This window comes from Emergencia sp. 1XD21-10 (assembly GCF_009936045.1).
Taxonomy (GTDB): domain Bacteria; phylum Bacillota; class Clostridia; order Peptostreptococcales; family Anaerovoracaceae; genus Senimuribacter; species Senimuribacter intestinalis.
Map to the genome: position 1 here is coordinate 45,499 of NZ_QWEQ01000008.1, position 18,034 is coordinate 63,532.

Genomic DNA, 18,034 nt, shown 5'->3' on the forward strand with positions numbered 1-18,034 from the left:
CCGGGATTTGAGTAATTGCAGGAAATTGGAGGAAACAGACTTTGAATCGGGAGACGGTAAAATATAGCTTTATTTCGTCGCTGCCGGTCATGGCGGGATATATCGTTCTTGGAATCGGCTTTGGGGTGCTTCTTGCGGACAAGGGATACAGCTCTTTGTGGGCAATTTTGATGAGCGTCCTCATTTATGCAGGCTCCTTGCAGTATGTGGGCGTGGGGCTTCTTAGCAGCGGTGCGTCACTGATTTCAGCAGGGCTGATGACGTTGATGGTAAATGCCAGACATCTCTTTTATGGGGTATCCATGCTGAAACGCTATGAAAAGCTGGGAGGAATCAAGAAGCTATATGCGATTTTTGCGCTGACAGACGAGACTTATTCGCTGGTGTGCAGCACCAAGGTGCCGGAGCATGTTGACGAAAAATGGTACTATTTTTTGGTCTCCATGATGAACCAGAGCTACTGGGTATTTGGCAGTTTTTTGGGTGCTTTTCTTGGAAATGCCTTGTCTTTTGACAGCACGGGAATTGATTTTTCCATGACGGCGCTGTTTGTGGTCATCTTTGTAGAACAGTGGGAGGGAAAGCGAGAACACATTCCGGCTCTATCGGGTCTTGGAATTTCCGTTGTGTGTCTTCTTGTGTTTGGAGCGGATTACTTCCTCATTCCTGCCATGATTTTGATTACGACAGCGCTTCTTCTTGCAAAGAAGCCACTGGAGAGGAGGGCACAGCATGATTAGTACATCTCATGCCCTGGGGCTTATTGCAGTGATGACCCTTGGCACCATGGCGCTTCGCTTTCTGCCTTTTGTGCTGTTTTCAAAAGGAACGCCGAAAATAATTCTCTATTTGGGAGACGTGCTGCCTTATGCAGTCATGGGAATGTTGGTGGTCTACTGTCTAAAGGGAATAGATTTTCTTGACGGCACCCACGGAATTCCAGAGATGATTTCTGTGGCGCTGGTAGCCATCCTGCATAAATGGAAACACAGTACCATTCTGTCGATTCTGGCAGGTACGATTTGCTATATGGTGTTGATTCGGGTCATGTAAATTATATTACAACAGATAAAAAGGGAGATGCTTCATTCTGTTTTGAAGCATCTCCCTTTTGCGTGCTATTCAAGATTGTATTTTTTTAACATACGGTAAAAAGTATTGCGGGACATATCTAAAAGGGCTGCAGCCTTGGACTTGTTTCCTCCCGCTATGCTGATGGCTTCCTTTAGAAGATTTGCGCCTGCAGCTTCGACCTCCTGCTGCCTTTGCGCCAGTCTTGCTTCGGCGGACAGAGTGCTGTCCGGAAGGCTTTGCTCGTAGGAAAGCCGTGCATCTGAGCCGCTTGCAAAGATGGAGGCAGTCAGTACGTCTCTGGTGATGAAGCTGGATTTGGAAAGAAGGGCTGCACGCGAAAGCACATTTCTAAGTTCGCGCACATTGCCGGGCCAGTCATAACTCAGCAGAATCTGTTTTGCGTCTTCGGTCAAGGTTTTTTCCTGCAAGCTGCCTGGGGCTCTTCCCTGGCGAAGAAGCTCCTCGGAAATCTGCAGAATATCCTCTCTTCGATTGCGGAGGGGAGGAATGATGATGTTGAGAATCTGCAGTCGATAGTACAAATCCTGACGGAAAAGTCCTTCCTCGACCATTTTTTCCAGATTGCGGTTGGTAGCTGCGATAAGGCGCACATTTACAGGAAATGGTTTTGTGCTGCCGATTCTGGTAATGGTCCATGTTTCCAGCACGCGAAGCAGCTTAGACTGGAAGTGAAAAGGAAGTTCGCCGACTTCATCTAAAAACAGCGTGCCGCCGTCTGCTAACTCAAATTTACCGATTTGTCCGTTTTTAGAAGCGCCGGTAAATGCGCCGCCTACATAGCCGAAGAGTTCGCTCTCGATGAGGTTTTCCGGAAAGCTGGCGCAGTTTAGGGCAACAAATGGTCCTTTTCTACGGTCACTGTAATTATGAACAGCTTGGGCAAAGAGCTCCTTGCCGACGCCGCTTTCGCCGGTAATCAAAAGGCTAAGAGGACTGTTGGCGTAGTCCTTTGCGGTGCGGATGCTTTCACGCATGGGGGTGCTTGTTCCGATGATATTTTCAAAGGTGTACTCGGCGGAAAGACCTACCAGTTTTTTTGCGCTGTCGAGGGACTGTTGTCTGGAATGGGTGATTTCCACCATACCCGTAACAGTTCCGTTTTCATCGAGAACCGGGTACATGTCGTTGCCTGCGATTTGTGTATCGCCTTTTGACGATAAGATGCGAACCTCCCAGTCGATGACCTCCTCGCCCTTGTGTAAAACGTCGTGCATTTTTAACCTGTTGGTGTTGGTATCGATGGAATGAACCTTGGTGCCAGCGCTTTTGATAACATCCTCGATGGAGCGTCCGATGACCTGTTCTCTGTTGGCGATGTGAAGATAATTGCAAAAATACTGATTGGCGTAGAGTAGGGTAGCATCTTTATCGTAAATGGAAATTGATTTTTTCACAGCGTCCAGGCTGTCCCAAAGCTGGCGATTTTCCTTTACATAGTCATCAAAGATTTGCATATAGGTGCAAATCTTTGAAAGGAAAGCTTTAACTCCTGTCTCTTCCTCTGGTGCGGTTAAGGTGATGAGAACGTAACCTGAAACTGTGTCGTAGTAAATCGTATCAGGACATGCAGCAGGCAGGAAATCCAGAGGCAGCCTGAGTCCTGGATGAATGCCCGAATTCTTGGAATCAGCCGAATTTTCCTGTAGGACGTTTAGAATCAGACCGTCCGCAGTGCAAAAAAGAGCAAAGCTGCAGGGCAGTTTGATCTGCTCATGCAGGGTTTGAAACAGCTGCTGTACATAGGCGTGCTTGCCGAGGATTTTCTGGGGTTTTTGTTTGGATACCAAGTTTTCAATGACCTGAATGGTATGGATTGAATCAGCCATAGGAACTCCTTTTCTGTGAATACACCTGCAATATAGCCTTATTGTAACATAAATTGCGCAGTGTCAAAAGAAGGAGCGGCAAAATCGACAGGAAAGTGTGTCACGTTTGGTACGAAAAATTGTCGCAGTGGCAGGGTGTATCAAAAAGAACACAAACATGGTAGAATGTTTGATATAGAATGCAGTTGAAATCAGAAAGAATGGCTGAAAATGGGGATTTTAAGCCGGTATTAGAAATTGGCATGAACATTGCTTTAATTGCTTTATATGCCATAATGACGAAAAATCTATGGATGATAACTAAAGGAGAGAAACTTGAACTTTGCAGTTTTGTTAGATTTTGGAAGCACATATACAAAGGTAGTCTGTGTGGATCTTAATGCAAGGCGGGTGGTTTTATCGGACAAATACCCGTCTACGGTTCATGAGGACGCAGGGATTGCACTGAACAAGTGCCTTAGTGCGGCGGAGTCTGTGCTGGGAAAGGAGAACCTGAAAAATGCGCTGAAGCTTTCTACAAGCAGTGCGGCAGGAGGTCTTCGGATTGCAGTCTGCGGTCTGACGGAATCTCTCAGTATGAAAGCCGGCAGAAACGCTAGCTTTGGAGCAGGCGGCAAGGTGGTACAGACATGCACCGGAAGACTTACGGAATCTGACCTTGCTGCAGTCCTTGCGGCGGATGCAGAAATTCTGCTTTTGTGCGGCGGCTACGAAGGCGGCAACAGTGCCTTGGTGCTGGAAAATGCAAAGCTGATTAGGGAAAGCATGCTGCACATTCCTGTCATTTATGCGGGCAATTCCGAGGCGGCAAAGACTGTGCGGCAAATGTTTCAAAGCCATGGTAAGGAGTGTTTCCTTGCGGAGAATATGATACCTGATATTGGTAAGTTGAACATTGACTCTGCGGTTTCCATTATACGAGATTTGTTTATGAGCAGAATTACCAATATGAAGGGTGTCGGCGTGGTGAAGAAAGTCGTTGACGGACCTATCGTGCCGACGCCAGCGGCGGTGCTGGCGGCAGGAGAGCTTCTCTGCAAGGGTACGGAGCAGGAAGCGGGAATCGGTCCTTACATGCTTGCAGATATTGGCGGCGCAACCACTGATATTTATTCTTTTGGAGAAGACGAAAGCTACTTGGGCGCAAAGAAGGTCGGCGTGCCGGAGCCTTTTGCAAAGAGAACGGTGGAGGGTGACATGGGCATGAGAGAGTCTTCTTCGTGTCTTATGCAGGAGGTGGGGGCAGAGATTTTTGCGAGAAAATGCGGAATGTCTGTTTTAGAAGTGGAAGAGGCAATAGAGAAAAGAACCAAAGTTCGGGAATACGTGGCAGATTCGGAGGCGGAAAGAAAAATTGATTTTGAAATCGCAGCAAATGCCGTAGGCATTTCTGCAAGACGTCACGCTGGCACCTGCACGAAAGAGTTTTACGGCGGCTGCAATCTGGTGCAGCGGGGAAAGAATCTGTCGGAAATCCGAAAGATTATTGGAACTGGAGGCATTCTCGTCAATAATGGGAAAGCGGTAGCCGAGAAGATTTTGAAAAACGCGGAGCTTTGCGAGAAGGAAAAAAATACAGTTCTGTTGCCGGAGCGTCTTGAAGCGCTGGTTGATGAGGATTACATTTTCTTTGCGGCGGGACTTTTGCGAGCATACGATGAGGATACGGCCCTTGCGATTATGAAAGAAAGCATTGGCAGAAAGTGAGAGGAGAAGCTGAATGGACATTGAAATCAAGAGAAGATATAACGAAAAAGAATTGCCGGATATGAAGACAATTCGTTCCGATGCGAAGAAAATTGCGTCGAAAATTACCATCGGGGAAACCCTGTTTATGAAGGAGTACGGTGTAAAATCGGAAGTGGAATATAAGCTGAAAATGATGGAAGCCGGCAAAATCATGAAGCACTCCGTCATCGGCTGGAATTCATGGGACGTGACGGAAGACGGTATTCGCGCAGTATATAACGGGCTGAAAGAAGCCGGCTCTGGTATCGACCGTCTGGGCATTTGCTGCGACTGGATTATGGGCGTGCCTGAGCAGTACAGAGACAGGTTTCAGGCAAGCGGCAGCTTGATTTTAAATACGCCGGAGGAATGGAGCCGTTTGGGACAGGTAGTACCTGTGCACCCGCACCTTGGCGATCATATGATTGGCTCTCTCAACGGTGTTGAAAATGTAACCAACGCCTTAAATGCGGGGGTAACCTCTATTGGTAACCTTGCCCAGTATTTTACTTACGAATATCCGAGTCTTGAAATGGAAGATTACCGTACCGAAGATTATATCAAAGCCATGGCGATTATGGGCGAGTTTAAAGACCAGGGTGTTTGCATGCACTGTAATCTGGACGACGGCTACGGCGCACAGTTCCACGATGTGGCAAATCTTTTAGGCTGGGCAAAGCTGGAACGCTACGTGGCAGAGGATTTGATGGGCGGCAGACTGGCTCACTGCTACGGAAATCTGTTCAGTGACTCATTCCTTCGTATCGTATTCAACAGAGCGCTGAGCATGATTAACAAGTATGGCACGCCGGGCACTTTTGTAAACGGAAATACCATCGACTACGGATTCTGCCTGCCGAGGAATTATGCGGCTCTTTGCGCTTATGCGCTGCCTGATGTGTCTTGCCAGCTGATGTATCCGTCCGGCTATGCGGTTGCGCCGGTGCCTTTCACAGAGGCAATCAGAATTCCGGAGCCGAAGGAAATTATCGAAGCCCAGCTGACCATGGATATGGTCATCGAAAAAGCACCGTACTATGCACGTTACATCAACTGGGAAAAGGTCAATGCCGATGCAGAAAAGTTAGTGGTTGGTGCAAATCAGTTCTTTGAACGGGTCATGAATGCGCTGGATGATTTGGGTGTTGATATTAACCACGGTGGAGAAATCGTATCGGTGCTGAAAGCCATCGGACCGGAGCAGCTTGAAATAGCATTCGGCGCAGGAAGGAAAGATAAAGAAGCAATGCGCACAAGAGTTCCGGTTATGCCAACCAGCATTGTGCAGACGATCAATAAAATTCAGGACGAGGCTCTGGCTAAACAGAACTTTGCGGGCGACGGTCCCCTGTCCGGTGTTGCCGTTGTCGTAGGCTCCACCGACGTGCACGAGTTCGGAAAAGAAGTCATCAGAAATTATCTTCGCAAAGCGGGGGCAAAGGTCTTCGACCTGGGTGTATCCGTTTCCATCGGAGAAATTGCAGATACCCTGGTTGAAACCGGCAGTAAGGTTCTTTGCATGAGTACCTATAACGGTATGGCATACAGCTTTGCGAAGGACTTAATGGAAGAGCTGAAGCGTACAGGCATGGAAGATACCCACATGCTCATGGGTGGACGACTCAACGAAGCCATGGATGGAAGTGATGTTCCGATTGATGTGACTGACAAACTAACAGCTATGGGTGTTAATGCAGATAACAACCTTGATACTATTGTAGAAACCATCGCGTCGTTTCAGTAAGAAAGGCGCATAGAAGATGAAAGATAAAAGTACCTCAACTAACATCTTCACAAAGCCAGCGGCAATCGTGCTGCTGGCTTTGCTGACTTGTGCTCTGTGGGGCAGTGCTTTTCCTGCCATTAAAGAGGGATTTGCATTGCTTGCAATTGAAGATTCTGGCAGCAAAATTCTCTTTGCGGGATATCGCTTTTTTGCGGCAGGCGTGCTGACGTTTGCTTTTTTCAGTGTTAAAGAGCGAAGGCTTTTGTCCATTCAGAAGAGTTCCATTCCCTATATTATGGTGCAGGGGTTCTTGCAAACGACGGTGCAGTACATCTGCTTTTACATAGGACTTTCTAATACGACCGGAACAAAGGGTTCTGTGATTAACGGAGCAAACGGATTTTTCAGTATTATCGCAGCGCATTTTATGACAAGAGATGAGAAAATGAACCGGCGAAAAGCCTTGGGTTGTGTGGTTGGTTTTGCGGGAATTGTCATCGTAAATCTGGGTGGCGATGGCTTTGGAGGCGGCGTTACCTTTATGGGAGAGGGCATGGTGCTGCTCTGCTCAGCGGCTTACGGAGTCAGCTCGGTGACTTTAAAAATGATATCTCACAGGGAGACGCCTGGCGCAATTACGGCTTATCAGCTGCTCTTTGGAAGCATTCTTCTGATTGCAATGGGTCTTTGCATGGGCGGCAGGGTGAGCGGGTTTACCTTGGTATCGGCGTTGCTGCTGCTCTATCTGTCGGTTACTTCCATGGTGACCTTTTGCATTTGGGCGAATCTGCTGAAATATAACCCGGTAAGTAAAATTGCTATTTATGGCTTTACCATTCCGGTGTTTGGCGTTATGCTGTCAGCTATTTTTCTCGGGGAAAAAGTGTTGACGCCTGCCACTGCATTGGCGCTGCTTCTTGTCAGCGCAGGGATTGTGGTTGTGAATCGGAAGTGAGGTTTTTGAACCTGATTTTTCTTTTGCAGAACTTTACCCTTTGTGGACACAAAAAAAGGAAAATTTATAGTAACCGGCATAAAACTTGACTGTGGATAGGTGTAATTGAACCTGAAATTGAAGAATATTCGTTGGATAACACTTGGGTTGCATTAGAATTTAGTTTGGAAATAAGAAATGTTGGTATGAGATTTCTTTTGAAGTAACCAGACATAAAAACATTTATAGTTTTAATTATTTTTTGTTGAATACCTTATCCTTGTACTCCTCGTCCTGAAGGCTGTCTTCTATTGTTTTTACATCTATAGCGGGATAATCATTTTGCTTTATATAGTCCTGCACCAGTAGATGAAATTGTATTCTCTGATTTGCCTCCTCCATAAACGCCCAGTATTTCTCATCTGTCAGACCCAACAACTTTTTTTGTTCATCACAATACTCGCGAAACTGTTTATCTTCCGAATAGGCAGTTCTTGTTTCACGAAACACCTGATTTGCCAGGTCAAGGAAATCATCATAACAATTCTGTTTTTTTATGTACTGTAATTCAGCAGCCTCCTGTTTCATTGTTTCCCAGGCTGTCTTGTAAGGATATTCTGCTCCTCCCTCTCTGATTTTCAAAGCACGCAGCTCAAAGTCTCTAGCAGTAATATCCTTTCCGTCAATCGTACCGATGACTCGCTCTGCTTCCTTTGAATCATCAAAGAATATGGAACGAAACATCTGACCAAACACTTTCATTCGCCTCGCCTGTTCTTCGTTACTCGGTTCCTCGTTTTGCATATCCAGCCGCGTAACATCCCACTTGTAGTTCTTTTCATTTATGAACTGTACAAAGTGTCCATAACTGCCAGTCAAAATTTGCACAGCCTCGTCATAAGAGTTCGCACCCGCCACAATAAAGTTGCTTTTCCCGTTGTATGGGTCACCGTAGTTCCAGCATATTCTTCCATCGTCATCTTTCTTTACAGACGGCACTACAACACAAATCCTGCGAAGAAACCGTTTGGATAAGACTCTGCCACCGATATATACTTTGAGATCATCCAAAACCTTCGTCATTTCCTCTTCTGAAAGGTTCTCCTCACGAAGACTATATTCAAGTTCTGATTCACCATCTTCAAAATCCACCCCTATTGCAATAGGGAATTTCAGTTTTTTTATCTGTGTTAGATTATCATTGGAAATGCGAAAATATCCACTGTATTCATCATGCGTCAACCAATTCAGATGATAACTGCCATCAAGTTCTATAGTCACCTTCTCACAGAAATCCGGATTTTCCGTCTGTATTAAAACGCCAGAAAGCTCCGTGTGTACCGGATATGGTACATTAAATATCAAAATCATCATTATAAATGCGATATAAGGCACCAAACTTTTCCATATCTTTTTCATCATAAACTCCTTTTTAGAAAATAGGGGCCACGCCCTAACGGTTATTTTCTGTTAATGCGACAGCCCCAGTCTCCATTAGCTCAGTAGCTGTGTAGTAAGTTTTGATGGATTCAAAAGTTCATCATAAGTATAGTAACCTACACCATTCAGATACACGTTCAGAACATTTTTGTACAATGTATTATTTCCTGCAAATCCCGGCGTCGATGTTGTGTATTTTCTTGATGTCCATGTATTGTGGGCAAAGTCATATGTGGATTCCGTCCTTTTCCTTGTTGGGATTTTCGCATCATGTTTTACCACAAGTTTTGTCTGTTCAGTTCGTCCCCATTTGTAATAATCATATCCCGACACTTTATTCAGCTTGTCTTCAATGTAAATATCTCTCATGTATAAATCTCCCGACACTTTTATTTTCAGATAGCTTCCCGATGTTCCATAGGAAATTTTTAACGGCTTTGCATCGACCACATTAGAAATTATATCGGAACCAACTACTGCCGTTGTGATCACATTATTTTTAGAAAGCCCTATAAACGATTTCAAGGTCTTTGCCATAAGAGTCGGCCAAGAGATAGATGTTGATTTATTAGGAGTTACCCAGCTGCTTTCAATACTTGCTGAAGACTCCAAATAACGGAATTTATATCCGTTATAGCTCCCAAGATATATACCAATCGGCGCTGCTTTCGCTACATTGGATTCACTTACAAAAAAGTTTATGTAGTTGACTGTTACCCCTTCGTTCATCAAGTCGCACACACGCTCAAATGTGCCAGAAAAAAGTTCATTCTGAATCAAAGCTTCGCGCTCTTTTAAAGCTAACTTTTTTACTTCAAAATTACCTTTAATGCCACTTACTATTCCTGCATTCTGAGTTAAAAGGCAATCCTTTTGTAATTCAACGTCATTTGCGATAGCCTGTTGACATTTTTCTTTCGCTGTTTCGTCGGTTGCATCTGCAAGTGTTGAAATGTACACAGGGATTCCCATTATATTTTCTACCTCAGCGGTGGTTAACGATTTATCTTCTTCATTTTTTGTATCTGCGAAAGCAGAAATTGCACTTGTTAAAACAAGTATTATTAAAAGCATAACTGCCATAACCTTCTTCATGTCGTTTTCCTTTCAACTTCAATCAAAACGCCCCTACATCTTGATTTTATCCAAATTCATTAGTATAATGTTCTCATAGAGTTTTCCTAAATAACTTAAATTGGGCTCCTAATCCAACTTGCTATTTTTGAAAACTCTTTTTCTTTGCAGATTTTCAACTATCCGCTTTCTTGAAAATTCCTCAATTTCCTTTACCTCCTTCTTGCTGATTTCTCTATCCCCAATACCACCTGATAAACGAATTAATACTTTTGGCTCAAAGAGTCTCCCGTCACTGTTTCCACCAGCTTGCTATTCTTGTACAGCTTTACATTGGCATGTAAGTAGTAAGTTCCTCTATCTTCTAAGCTATGCGAACCACTCCATTCAATGTAACCAAACCCATCCGGATACACTTTTTTCTGAAATGTTTTTACCGTTGTTCCAGAACTTTTTTTGACAGTCATGGTGACCTGCGCATAATCAATATTTTTCCCTGTTTTAACAGGCATTTTCATAGAACATTTGGCCTTTTCACCAGTAATTGTAAAACCTAAAGAAATTCGTTCAACATATGTATACTGCAATTCTGCATCAGGCTCCTGCTTTGTTGTCTGCTGTGCATCCGCCCATGCAGGCATCACCAATGCGCACATTATGCAGGCAATTGTCATCATTACTAAAACTAATTTTCTCATCATGAAAATCCTCCTTAGTTTATCCTCTCATCTAATATAACAATACAAAAATGGACTTTGTGACAAGAAAAAAGAAAAATATTATTTGCCAAATTAAATTACTTCTTCAAAGTTATGCTTCTTGCAACCTTCAAAGTCTCCTTCTCCGGAAAAGATGTAAGTAAATCAAAGGTATAGTCACCGACTTGCCATACCAGCATGCAATCGCTTTCTCCATAGAAAAGTAAGCCCTGGCTGGTATTTACCATGACATCCTTTCTTTCATGGGTCTCTGTGTCAATTCCTGCACTGTAAGTACGACTTTTGTATATTGTACAACTAATGCGTTCGCCCTTCTCGTTTCCTAAATAACGAATCTCTTTACATACCCCGTCATCGGTTGCATCATACAGTTCAAACCCTCCTGGCACATATCCCAGTTCAAAATCCGGAAGTCCCGACGCATTTTCTTCATCGCCAACAAATTTTAGTTCTGTATGTCCTTCCTTATCGTTTTGCAGAAATCCAAAAAACTGTTTCCTTGCGCCTTCCGATGATACAACCGCAAGCCCCATCAAAAGTACCAGCACTGCAACCAGAACCAGTACCCTTTTTAATCTAATTTTACGATGACCCTGCACCGACACTTTTGGGTACGGCTCTTCAACAAAAAGTGTCGGATTCGGTACTTCTTCCTGCTCCAATGCATCTAAGTAAGCATTACGACTTTTCTGCAGCTCCTTTGCATATGCACTGAGAATTCTCTCTGCTTCTTTCTCAAATTTTCCCTCTTTATTTATCATTTTTTACCTCTCTATCCAACAGCATAACTTCCAACTTTTTCAAGGCACGTTCAGCGCGTTTGCGTACCGCGCTGTCGCTCATTCCCACGACCGGCGCAATCTCCGCATATGTATATCCATCGCCATAATGCAAGCAAATGATGTCCTTATCAATATAATCAAGCTGATTCAGTACTTCCTCAAGTTCCACGCCGAATCCCTGATTATTGCAAAAAGCTTTTGTATCTATCTGCTGCTCTGTCAGCTTTGACAAATCAAACGGATCTACACTGACCGCCGCCTTCTCACGTCTGCGATATTCATTGATTGCGGCATTACGCACAGCTGTACACAAATAGCCTCTAAAACTTTTTTCTCCCAGTTTATCCATATGTCTGGAAATCAAATTCCAAAGTACGCTTTGTATGATATCCTCCACTTCATGACTGTCATGCAAAACCTCATAAGCCACCTTTCTAATAAGTCTGCCATACTTCTTGTCGATTTCCTTGATTATTACATTTCTAGCATCTTCACACATCTGCTTTGTCCTCTCAACAATATAGTATTATTAGGCTTATTATATCAAATCAAATGATAATCATCAAGAAAAAGAAGTTCTCTATACATATAACAGTTGAAAATAGGGGAATGTGACCTAAAATAGCAAAAGTAGCAAAAGCAAAAGTGTTTCTTTTGCTTTTTTAAAGATATTTATGCTTTTTTCTGCAAAACAGATTTTTGCCTTGCGGAATCACCTTTTATTTAAGTGTGCTTTCCGTATGTGAAACGAGTAAGAGAAGTTTTATATACGGAGACAGCACGTGAAAATTATGTGGTCTCTTTGTATAAGCGAAAACCACGCGTTGGACGCGTGGCTGTTTTTTCTATTTACTTTTTCCGAACGCCAAGTCCGGTAATGGCTGCACCAGCAACGCTCAGTCCTAAGGCGAAGTAAAGCAGAGCGTCGACGCCGGCAGTGCTGAGCACAATTCCGCCGGTTAAGTTGCCGACTACGGCGCCGATAGAGATAGATGCGGTCATATAGCTTTGACCGGTCACCTGGTCGCTTGTTTCCATTTTTTCGTTGGCGTAGTACACCGAGGCAGAGATAAAAATCGCATAGCTAAGCATTTGCAGGGATTGCGCCAGATAGATACCGGTGACGCTGCCAGCGATGATATAGGCCAGCGCTTTCAGAATAAAGGCTGCGCCTGCAAAGGCAATCAGTGCGCTTGGGGAAAACCGTTGAATTAGCTTGTAAAATCCGAACATAACTGGAAGCTCCATCAAGGCTTCGATGGAAAAGGCGGTACCCATAGCCGCGCTGTCTCCGCCGAGAGGCTCTATCATCTGTATCATATAAGTATGTACGATGTTATGAAATGACATCAATAAAACGATGCCAAAGAGCGTTACCATGAAGGTCGGATATTTTCGGGCAAACTGCACCATGCCGCTTTTGTGGTCCTGGTGCGCTGTTGCGTCTGCAGTACATTCTGAAGCGGTATGATTGCCGCTGGGCATGGAGCCTGTCACCAGAAGAAGACCGATGAGAACTGCCATGCTCAAATAAATGATAGCTTGCTCACTAGTTGCAGAAATCATTTGCCCGGCAATATAGGAAATCAGCGCATATGCCACAGAGCCCATGCCTCTGGCGCTGCCAAAATCTACAGAAATTCCGCTTGCCTCATAGGCAAAGGCGGCGGAATTGACAAGGGGCATCTGAAAATATACCAAAATGGTAAACAGTAGGTAAACTCCCACGTTTATCAAAAAGCTGCCGCTGCAAATAATCAGCAGAAAGAGGCAAGCAAGCTGCAGCACACCGATTCCTAAAATGGCATTTCGCCAAGTGACTTTTTTGTATTTGTCTGTTACATTGCCTACCACCAGCTGACCTGCCGCTGCAAGAATATTGCTTAGCGCCACGATGACGCCGATACTTGCAGCAGAAAGCCCTTGCGCCAGCAGAAACACTGTAATAAAAGCAGTAGACAAGCAGTAGAGCATCCAGTAAAAAGCATGGAGACCTTTATACCTTAGATTAAGCAGTCGTTTATTCTTATACATCCAGCAAAAATCCTTCCTGGAACGGGTCTTTTGGATCAAGAATCCAGGTTGCAAAACCGGTGATGCATGCATTCCCGGTGATTCTTGGAATAATGGCAGGAATGCCTTCTACAGTAGTTTCTTCTACGACTTCGCATTTGAATTTAGAGCCGATTACGCTTTCATGAACGAAACTTTCGCCGGCTTTCAGCTTGCCCTCAGCGTAAAGTAGAGCAGCTTTTGCGGAAGTACCTGTACCGCAAGGGGAACGGTCTATAACCTTAGGCAGAGCTACAACGATGTTCTGAATATCTGCGTCTTCGCTCTTTGCAGGACCTGCAAATTCAACATGGGTAACTCTGTCTACAAACGGCAGGGTTGGGTGATGAATCTCCACCTGTTCGTTGATGTCTGCTGCCAGCGACTGGGCAATTTCGATGAATTTGCCACAATTTGACGGATTGATGTCAAGACCAACCTTTTCAGCAGGCAGAATTGCGTACACATTGCCGCCCCAGGAAATATCCAAGGTCAATGGGCCGAAGGCTTCGGTCTGCACGGTTACATCTTGCTTTAGAACCAGCGCCGGCGCATTGAGGAATGAAACCTCTTCTACGATGCCGTCATTTATCTTTGCGTTTACGGTGATGACACCGGCAGGAGTATCCAATTTGATGGTGGTAACCGGTTCCTGCACATCGACAAGACCTGTTTCGATAAGGGCGACTGTGACGCCCATGGTGTCGTGACCGCACATCGGCAGCCAGCAGCTGGCTTCAAAGTAAAGCACACCTACATCGGTGCCGGGCGTACAGGGCTCTGTAATCAAAGTGCCGGACATGATTTCGCTGCCTCTTGGCTCGAACATCAAAACCTTGCGGAACCAGTCTTCTTTATCTCTCATATATTCAAATTTTTCCTGCATGGTATTTCCAGGAATTTTACGAAATCCGCTGACGACATTTCGGGTAGGTTGTCCTAAGGTGTGGGTTTCGATTGTTCTAAAAAGTTTTTTCGCTTTCATTATTACGGGTCCTTTCTATCTTTATGACGATTTTATTTCATTTATATATACAAGCAAAAAATATGCCAGTGGTTTATATAGGGAAAAAAGCCATAAAAAGGGGAAGGTGTCTCTGTAATTGAGCAGCTCTTGAAAATATTGTGTCAAAAATAGTACAAAACACAGTATTTTTATGAGAAAGTCAATTATACAGCAAAATAGCAGCAAAAAACTGTAACGAAAATAGTACAGACTGCGGATTTTTTCGCCGTTTTGACTAAAAAAATCCGGCTGAACACCATGTTTTTTTATCATTTTACACGAAAGACTGGTCTTTCTCAATGATTTTATTTGGCACGGAATTTGCTTTTATATAAAGTGCATAAAGAATGAAAAGGAGTACACTGCATGATTTTTAACATACAGAGATGTTCCATTCACGATGGAGCGGGTCTGAGAACGCTGGTGTTTTTCAAAGGATGTCCACTTCGATGTAAATGGTGCGCAAATCCGGAGTCTCAAAACTTTGAGACGGAGATTATGGAATCCCGCGTTAAATGCGTGGGGTGCGGTCTTTGCAGAAAAGTCTGCCCGGAAAATGCAATCTGCGATGACGGTACAATAGATCGCAGTCTTTGTACAAACTGCATGCAGTGCACCGATATTTGTTATGCTGAGGCGAAGAAGATCAGCGGAAAAGCATATACGGTGGAGGCATTATATAAGGAAATTGAAAAAGATAAACCTTTTTATGCCAGGTTTGGAGGCGGCGTGACCTTTTCCGGAGGAGAACCACTGATGCAGGGCGGTTATTTGCGGGATATTGCAAAACGCTGCAAGGAGAAAGGAATCCACGTCATGGTGGAAAGCTGCGGCTTTGGGGTCTATGAAGAGTTTGAGGAGGCTTTGCCTTATATCGATGGCATGTTCATGGATGTGAAGCATATGGATCTCGGCGTGCACGAGGAACTGACAGGCGTGAGCAACGAGTTGATTCTTGACAACATCAGAAAGATTTCCGCTTTCGGCATTCCCCTTACCATCAGAACGCCGGTGGTACCCGGTTGTACAGACAGCGAGGAAAATATCAGGGCAATTGCAGAATTTGTGGGGAACTTGCCTACAGCAAAAGAGTATGAATTGCTTGCTTACCACGATTTCGGAACGCCGAAGTACAAGGCACTGGGGCGAAGCTATGCCCTTTCTGATATCGGAACGCCAAGTGATGAGGAAATGCGGGCACGAGTAAAATGCGCGAACGAAGTGTTAAATAAATATGGAAAAGAGTGTTTTTGGATGAAAAACAATAATAAGGAGGTAGTAAAATGATTTCTGAAAGAATTGTAAGATTGAGTGAGAAGGTAAGAGATACACCGGTTACAATTTGTCTGGACCGTGCAAGACTGATTACGGACTTTTACAGTCAGCCATCCATGGAGCCGTTTATGATCAGAAGGGCAAAGTCTTTTGCCTATGTGCTGGATAATAAGAAGATTTTTATCGATGAAGATTCTGTACTTGCAGGTCATTTGGCTTCTCGCCTTCACGGTACGCCGCTGTATCCTGATATGACCGCTTGGCTTCGTGATGATTTAGAGGAACTGGACACCAGAGAGTCTGACAATCTGAAGTTTATGCCAGGTGAAAAGGAAGAACTGAGAAAGATTGTGAAGAAGTGGGAAGGCAGAGCTTTTGGCGATTTGACCGCGGCTTTAGCAGACCCTGACATGGACGAAATGGTAAACCTGGGTATTTTTACAAAGGGCGTTTCCAACAAGTCCACCATGAACCATGCGCCTTTTTACGATGAACTGGTAACAAAGGGCTACCGCTTCTATATCGATCAGTGCAAGGCAAATATCGCCGGCATTGAAAAGATGAACATCGAACAGATGGAAAAGCGCTATACATGGGAAGCGATGATTATTGTTATGGAGGCTATCATTCGTTTCGCTCACAGGTACGCAAAGCTGGCTGAAGTCATGGCGGCAGACTGTACCGATGCAGAAAGAAAAGCGCAGCTTTTGACTATTGCTGAAAATTGCCGCGTTGTGCCGGAACATGCACCGAAGAACTTCCATCAGGCAGCTCAGCTGGTATGGTTTACCCATCTTGCATTGCAGATGGAATATAACAGCAACGATAACTGTCTGGGCAGATTTGACCAGTACATGTATCCGTTCTATAAACAGGATTTAGCTGACGGCGTGGAAGAAGCATTTATCGCTGACTTAGTACACGAATTTAAGCTAAAAATTGCAGAACTTTGGGAGGTTCGCACCACCAGAGAATCTATCGCATATCCGGGCTGCCCACTCTGGATTCACATGATGATTGGCGGCGTTTTGCCTGACGGCAGCGACGGCTGCAACGATCTGACCAGACTGATTCTACACTGCATGGAAGATCTACAGACTAAAGAGCCTTGCGTATCCTTCCGTTACCATGATGGCGTTGACGAAGAAACTTTCCGTTTGGCGCTGGCTGTAGCGAGAAAGGGAGGAAGCCATCCGGCATTCTTTAACGACAGCACCAACATTTCCCACTTGCTTTCTCTGGGGCATTCTCTGGAAGATGCAAGAAACTGGGGTATCTGCGGCTGTATCGAACCGAGCGTACCGGGTATTACCGATTTCCAGTCAAATGCGGGATATTTTAATCCAAGCAAGGTTTTTGAGATTACCCTGAACAACGGCGTGGATCCGATTTCAGGAAAGCAGATTGGACCAAAGACAGGAGATGTGAGAACCTTTACTTCTGTGAAGCAGATTATGGACGCTTACGAAATTCAGCAGGATTTCTTCATGAACAAGTTTGTGGAACTCTTTGACAGAATCGTATCCTGCCACGCATGGACAGCGCCGACGATTACAGGCTCCTGCTTCACACACGGCTGTATCGAAAAGGGAACTGTGCTGCAGAGAAGAGGCGCAGAGCATAGATATTCCGCTGTTGCCATCACTGGTATTGCAAACATTGCAGACTCTCTGGCAGCGATTGAGGAATGTGTATTCAACAAGCAGTATCTGTCTATGGGGGAACTGATGGATCTTCTGGAAACGGACTTTGAGGGTAAGGAAAACCTGCGTCAGCTGCTCATAAACAAAGCGCCGAAGTACGGCAACGATATTGAAGAGGTGGACTGCTACGCTCACTGGCTGTCAAAGCTTTGCAACGACCAGATTACGAAGCACACCGACGGCCGTGACGCAAAGTATACCATGGTAATTTCCACCCAGTCCTACAACGTAGTATTGGGGCAGCTCATCGGCGCCCTGCCTGATGGAAGAAAAGCGTACACAGCGCTTGCTGACAACGCTTCCCCGATGATCGGCATGGATGTGAACGGACCGACTGCTGTGGTAAAATCTCTTGGCAGAATTGATCCGCTGCTTGCACAGAGCGGCGTACTGGTAAATCAGCGGTTTGACCCGGCGATTGTAAAGGGTGAAAAAGGTCTTGAAATCATCGAAACTGTCGTAAAGACTTACTTTGACGACCAGCACGGACAGCATATTCAGCTCAACGTTGTGGATGATGAAACCCTGCTGGCAGCACAGAAGGATCCGCAGAAGTACCGCAACATTCTGGTGAGAGTTGCAGGCTATTCCGCTTACTTCGTAGATCTGGAAAAGGATATTCAGGATAACATTATTGCAAGAACATTGCAGAAGAGTTTATAAATAGTACAAGG

The 18,034-nt window shown here is 44.8% G+C and carries 15 protein-coding genes; 7 read left to right on the forward strand and 8 right to left on the reverse strand.

The annotated features are described in order from the left end of the window. The first annotated feature begins 41 nt into the window (after nt 1-41). Together D1151_RS06270 and D1151_RS06275 are read left to right on the forward strand one after the other, a co-directional pair. Nucleotides 42-740, forward strand: a complete 699-nt coding sequence (locus D1151_RS06270; RefSeq protein WP_161908339.1) for an AzlC family ABC transporter permease — start codon at nt 42-44, stop codon at nt 738-740. Continuing rightward, nucleotides 733-1,053 (forward strand): branched-chain amino acid transporter permease, encoded by a 321-nt coding sequence (locus tag D1151_RS06275; protein WP_161908340.1) that lies wholly within the window; start codon nt 733-735, stop codon nt 1,051-1,053. The genes D1151_RS06270 and D1151_RS06275 overlap by 8 nt, the downstream gene beginning before the upstream one ends. A 65-nt stretch (nt 1,054-1,118) precedes the next feature. Here the strand turns inward: D1151_RS06275 and D1151_RS06280 are convergent, their stop codons facing one another. Next, nucleotides 1,119-2,921, reverse strand: a complete 1,803-nt coding sequence (locus tag D1151_RS06280; RefSeq protein WP_161908341.1) for a sigma-54-dependent Fis family transcriptional regulator — start codon at nt 2,919-2,921, stop codon at nt 1,119-1,121. Nucleotides 2,922-3,236: 315 nt separating this feature from the next. Here D1151_RS06280 and D1151_RS06285 point away from each other — a divergent pair, with 315 nt between their 5' ends. The 3 genes from D1151_RS06285 to D1151_RS06295 are packed head-to-tail and all read left to right on the forward strand — an operon-like array spanning nt 3,237 to nt 7,330. Then, nucleotides 3,237-4,628 (forward strand): glutamate mutase L, encoded by a 1,392-nt coding sequence (locus D1151_RS06285; RefSeq protein WP_161908342.1) that lies wholly within the window; start codon nt 3,237-3,239, stop codon nt 4,626-4,628. 13 nt (nt 4,629-4,641) lie between these two features. Continuing rightward, complete coding sequence (locus D1151_RS06290; protein ID WP_161908343.1) at nt 4,642-6,393, forward strand: cobalamin B12-binding domain-containing protein; 1,752 nt, start codon at nt 4,642-4,644, stop codon at nt 6,391-6,393. 16 nt (nt 6,394-6,409) lie between these two features. Continuing rightward, nucleotides 6,410-7,330 (forward strand): DMT family transporter, encoded by a 921-nt coding sequence (locus D1151_RS06295; protein ID WP_161908344.1) that lies wholly within the window; start codon nt 6,410-6,412, stop codon nt 7,328-7,330. A 234-nt stretch (nt 7,331-7,564) separates the two neighbouring features. Here D1151_RS06295 and D1151_RS06300 read toward each other — a convergent pair whose 3' ends face one another. From D1151_RS06300 to D1151_RS06330, 7 genes are all read right to left on the reverse strand, one after another. Beyond that, on the reverse strand, nt 7,565-8,728 hold the full coding sequence (locus D1151_RS06300; RefSeq protein ID WP_161908345.1) for a hypothetical protein: 1,164 nt from the start codon (nt 8,726-8,728) through the stop codon (nt 7,565-7,567). 75 nt (nt 8,729-8,803) lie between these two features. Then, complete coding sequence (locus tag D1151_RS06305) at nt 8,804-9,844, reverse strand: hypothetical protein (RefSeq protein ID WP_161908346.1); 1,041 nt, start codon at nt 9,842-9,844, stop codon at nt 8,804-8,806. Nucleotides 9,845-10,086: 242 nt separating this feature from the next. Beyond that, entirely contained in the window at nt 10,087-10,524 is a 438-nt protein-coding gene (locus D1151_RS06310; protein ID WP_161908347.1) for a hypothetical protein, read from the reverse strand. 95 nt (nt 10,525-10,619) lie between these two features. Beyond that, nucleotides 10,620-11,303 (reverse strand): DUF4367 domain-containing protein, encoded by a 684-nt coding sequence (locus D1151_RS06315; RefSeq protein ID WP_161908348.1) that lies wholly within the window; start codon nt 11,301-11,303, stop codon nt 10,620-10,622. Further along, on the reverse strand, nt 11,293-11,823 hold the full coding sequence (locus tag D1151_RS06320) for an RNA polymerase sigma factor (protein WP_160201995.1): 531 nt from the start codon (nt 11,821-11,823) through the stop codon (nt 11,293-11,295). Before D1151_RS06320 ends, D1151_RS06315 begins: the two co-directional genes overlap by 11 nt. Before the next feature lie 350 nt (nt 11,824-12,173). Further along, complete coding sequence (locus tag D1151_RS06325) at nt 12,174-13,358, reverse strand: MFS transporter (protein ID WP_161908349.1); 1,185 nt, start codon at nt 13,356-13,358, stop codon at nt 12,174-12,176. Beyond that, on the reverse strand, nt 13,351-14,361 hold the full coding sequence (locus tag D1151_RS06330) for a proline racemase family protein (RefSeq protein WP_160201993.1): 1,011 nt from the start codon (nt 14,359-14,361) through the stop codon (nt 13,351-13,353). Before D1151_RS06330 ends, D1151_RS06325 begins: the two co-directional genes overlap by 8 nt. A 387-nt stretch (nt 14,362-14,748) precedes the next feature. On the opposite strand from D1151_RS06330, the gene D1151_RS06335 reads away from it, so the two are divergent. Next, nucleotides 14,749-15,669: a glycyl-radical enzyme activating protein gene (locus D1151_RS06335; RefSeq protein WP_160201992.1), complete on the forward strand. Its 921-nt coding sequence runs from the start codon at nt 14,749-14,751 to the stop codon at nt 15,667-15,669. Then, a complete protein-coding gene (locus tag D1151_RS06340) occupies nt 15,666-18,023 on the forward strand; it encodes a pyruvate formate lyase family protein (RefSeq protein WP_161908350.1) in 2,358 nt (785 codons plus the stop codon). The genes D1151_RS06335 and D1151_RS06340 overlap by 4 nt, the downstream gene beginning before the upstream one ends. Nucleotides 18,024-18,034 lie beyond the last annotated feature (11 nt).

Excerpts from the sequence above, each read along its gene's own strand:
- D1151_RS06275 (WP_161908340.1), top strand. The coding sequence starts at position 733 with ATGATTAGTACATCTCATGCCCTGGGGCTTATTGCAGTGATGACCCTT.
- D1151_RS06280 (WP_161908341.1), bottom strand. The coding sequence starts at position 2,921 with ATGGCTGATTCAATCCATACCATTCAGGTCATTGAAAACTTGGTATCC.
- D1151_RS06290 (WP_161908343.1), top strand. The coding sequence starts at position 4,642 with ATGGACATTGAAATCAAGAGAAGATATAACGAAAAAGAATTGCCGGAT.
- D1151_RS06295 (WP_161908344.1), top strand. The coding sequence starts at position 6,410 with ATGAAAGATAAAAGTACCTCAACTAACATCTTCACAAAGCCAGCGGCA.
- D1151_RS06300 (WP_161908345.1), bottom strand. The coding sequence starts at position 8,728 with ATGAAAAAGATATGGAAAAGTTTGGTGCCTTATATCGCATTTATAATG.
- D1151_RS06305 (WP_161908346.1), bottom strand. The coding sequence starts at position 9,844 with ATGAAGAAGGTTATGGCAGTTATGCTTTTAATAATACTTGTTTTAACA.
- D1151_RS06310 (WP_161908347.1), bottom strand. The coding sequence starts at position 10,524 with ATGATGAGAAAATTAGTTTTAGTAATGATGACAATTGCCTGCATAATG.
- D1151_RS06315 (WP_161908348.1), bottom strand. The coding sequence starts at position 11,303 with ATGATAAATAAAGAGGGAAAATTTGAGAAAGAAGCAGAGAGAATTCTC.
- D1151_RS06320 (WP_160201995.1), bottom strand. The coding sequence starts at position 11,823 with ATGTGTGAAGATGCTAGAAATGTAATAATCAAGGAAATCGACAAGAAG.
- D1151_RS06325 (WP_161908349.1), bottom strand. The coding sequence starts at position 13,358 with ATGTATAAGAATAAACGACTGCTTAATCTAAGGTATAAAGGTCTCCAT.
- D1151_RS06330 (WP_160201993.1), bottom strand. The coding sequence starts at position 14,361 with ATGAAAGCGAAAAAACTTTTTAGAACAATCGAAACCCACACCTTAGGA.
- D1151_RS06335 (WP_160201992.1), top strand. The coding sequence starts at position 14,749 with ATGATTTTTAACATACAGAGATGTTCCATTCACGATGGAGCGGGTCTG.
- D1151_RS06340 (WP_161908350.1), top strand. The coding sequence starts at position 15,666 with ATGATTTCTGAAAGAATTGTAAGATTGAGTGAGAAGGTAAGAGATACA.